This window comes from Streptomyces sp. NPDC029216, assembly GCF_040648015.1.
Taxonomy (GTDB): domain Bacteria; phylum Actinomycetota; class Actinomycetes; order Streptomycetales; family Streptomycetaceae; genus Streptomyces.
Map to the genome: position 1 here is coordinate 1 of NZ_JBEZWL010000297.1, position 2,089 is coordinate 2,089.

The window sequence follows — 2,089 nt, forward strand, 5'->3', positions numbered from 1 at the left end:
AACTGGACCGAGCTCGACGTCTGGCAGTACATCGCCCGCGAGGGCATCGAACTCCCCGAGATCTACTTCGCCCACGAACGGGACGTCTTCCAGCGCAACGGCATGTGGCTGACCGCCGGCGAATGGGGCGGCCCGAAGGACACCGAGCCGGTGGAGAAGCGGCTCGTCCGCTACCGCACCGTCGGCGACATGTCCTGCACCGGCGCCGTCGACTCCGACGCCACCACGCTGGACGCCGTGATCGCCGAGATCGCCGTCTCCCGCCTCACCGAGCGGGGTGCGACCCGCGCCGACGACAAGCTGTCCGAGGCCGCGATGGAAGACCGCAAGCGCGAAGGGTACTTCTAGAGATGACCACCACCACCGAGCAGCTCAGCGCCACGACGCTGCTGCGCTTCGCCACCGCGGGTTCCGTCGACGACGGCAAGTCCACCCTGGTGGGCCGCCTGCTGCACGACTCGAAGTCGGTCCTGGAGGACCAGCTGGAGGCCGTGGAACGGGTGTCCGCCGACCGCGGTCAGGACGCCCCGGACCTGGCGCTGCTGACCGACGGTCTGCGTGCCGAGCGGGAGCAGGGCATCACCATCGACGTGGCCTACCGCTACTTCGCCACCGCCCGCCGCCGGTTCATCCTCGCCGACACCCCCGGCCACGTGCAGTACACGCGGAACATGGTCACCGGCGCCTCCACGGCCGACCTCGCCGTGGTCCTCGTCGACGCCCGCAACGGCGTCATCGAACAGACCCGCCGCCACGCCGCCGTCGCCGCCCTCCTGCGCGTCCCCCACGTCGTCCTCGCCGTCAACAAGATGGACCTGGTCGACTACCGGGAGACCGTCTTCGCGAAGATCGCCGAGGAGTTCACCGCGTACGCCTCGGAGCTGGGCGTCCCGGAGATCACCGCGATCCCGATCTCGGCCCTGGCCGGGGACAACGTGGTCGAGCCCTCCGCGAACATGGACTGGTACGGCGGCCCGACGGTGCTGGAGCACCTGGAGACCGTCCCGGTCAGCCACGACCTCACCGCCTGCCCGGCGCGATTCCCGGTGCAGTACGTGATCCGTCCGCAGACCGCCGAGCACCCCGACTACCGCGGTTACGCGGGCCAGATCGCCTCCGGCGTCCTGCGCGTCGGCGAGTCCGTCACCGTACTGCCGTCGGGCAGGACCTCGGTCATCGAGGGCATCGACGCGCTCGGCGGGGCCGTGGACATCGCCTGGTCCCCGCAGTCGGTGACCCTGCGCCTGAAGGACGACATCGACATCTCGCGCGGCGACCTGATCGCGCCGACCGCGAGCGCCCCGGCCACCACGCAGGACGTCGTCGCGACGGTCTGCCACGTGGCCGACCAGCCGCTGGCCGTGGGTGCGCGGGTGCTGCTCAAGCACACGACGCGCACGGTCAAGGCGATCGTCAAGGAGATCCCGTCCCGGCTGACCCTCGACGACCTGTCCCAGCACCCGAACCCGGGTCAGCTGGTCGCCAACGACATCGGCCGCGTCGTCGTCCGTACCGCCGAGCCGCTCGCGCTCGACGCGTACGCCGACTCGCGGCGCACCGGGTCCTTCCTGCTGATCGACCCGGCCGACGGCACCACCCTGGCGGCGGGCATGGCGGGCGAGGCCTTCGCCTCCAAGGCCGAGGCCAAGGCCGCGGAGGCGGACGAGGAAGGGTGGGACTTCTAGGTCATGGCGACCGACATGTACACCACCTTCGCGAAGGAGGGCGGCCGCGTAGGCAGCGGCGCCCTCGGCAGCGGCCAGGGAGGAGTGGCGCGATGTGCGCGATGACCGAACTGCCGTCGGCAGCCCGCCTTCGCGCCCTCACCCCCCACGAGCCTTACCCGCCCTTCTCCCAGAGACGTACACCTGCGCCGTAGTCCCCGGACGGCGCGCCGAGAGGAAGTTCTCCCGTGCCTGCCCTCCACAAGACCCTGCTCCGCCGCGGTGTTGCCGCTGCTGCCGCCCTGCCGCTGCTGATCGGCGTCCTCTCCTCCTGCGGCTACGGTTCCGAGGCGAAGAAGGAGGACGACAAGGCCAATGTCGCGGCCACTGACGGCGCTAAGAAGCTGTCCGCTTCCGAGGTGCGT

The 2,089-nt window shown here is 70.8% G+C and carries 2 protein-coding genes and 1 pseudogene; all 3 read left to right on the forward strand.

What is annotated here, in order from left to right; genetic code table 11:
- A partial coding sequence (locus AB0F18_RS39090; protein WP_362070275.1) for a phosphoadenosine phosphosulfate reductase family protein occupies nucleotides 1-348 on the forward strand: 348 nt, incomplete at its 5' end.
- Nucleotides 349-350: 2 nt separating this feature from the next.
- Nucleotides 351-1,685, forward strand: coding sequence for a GTP-binding protein (locus AB0F18_RS39095; protein ID WP_362070278.1), 1,335 nt, complete (start codon nucleotides 351-353; stop codon nucleotides 1,683-1,685).
- A 227-nt stretch (nucleotides 1,686-1,912) separates the two neighbouring features.
- Nucleotides 1,913-2,089 (forward strand): annotated as a pseudogene (locus AB0F18_RS39100) (sulfate ABC transporter substrate-binding protein); the annotation flags it as partial.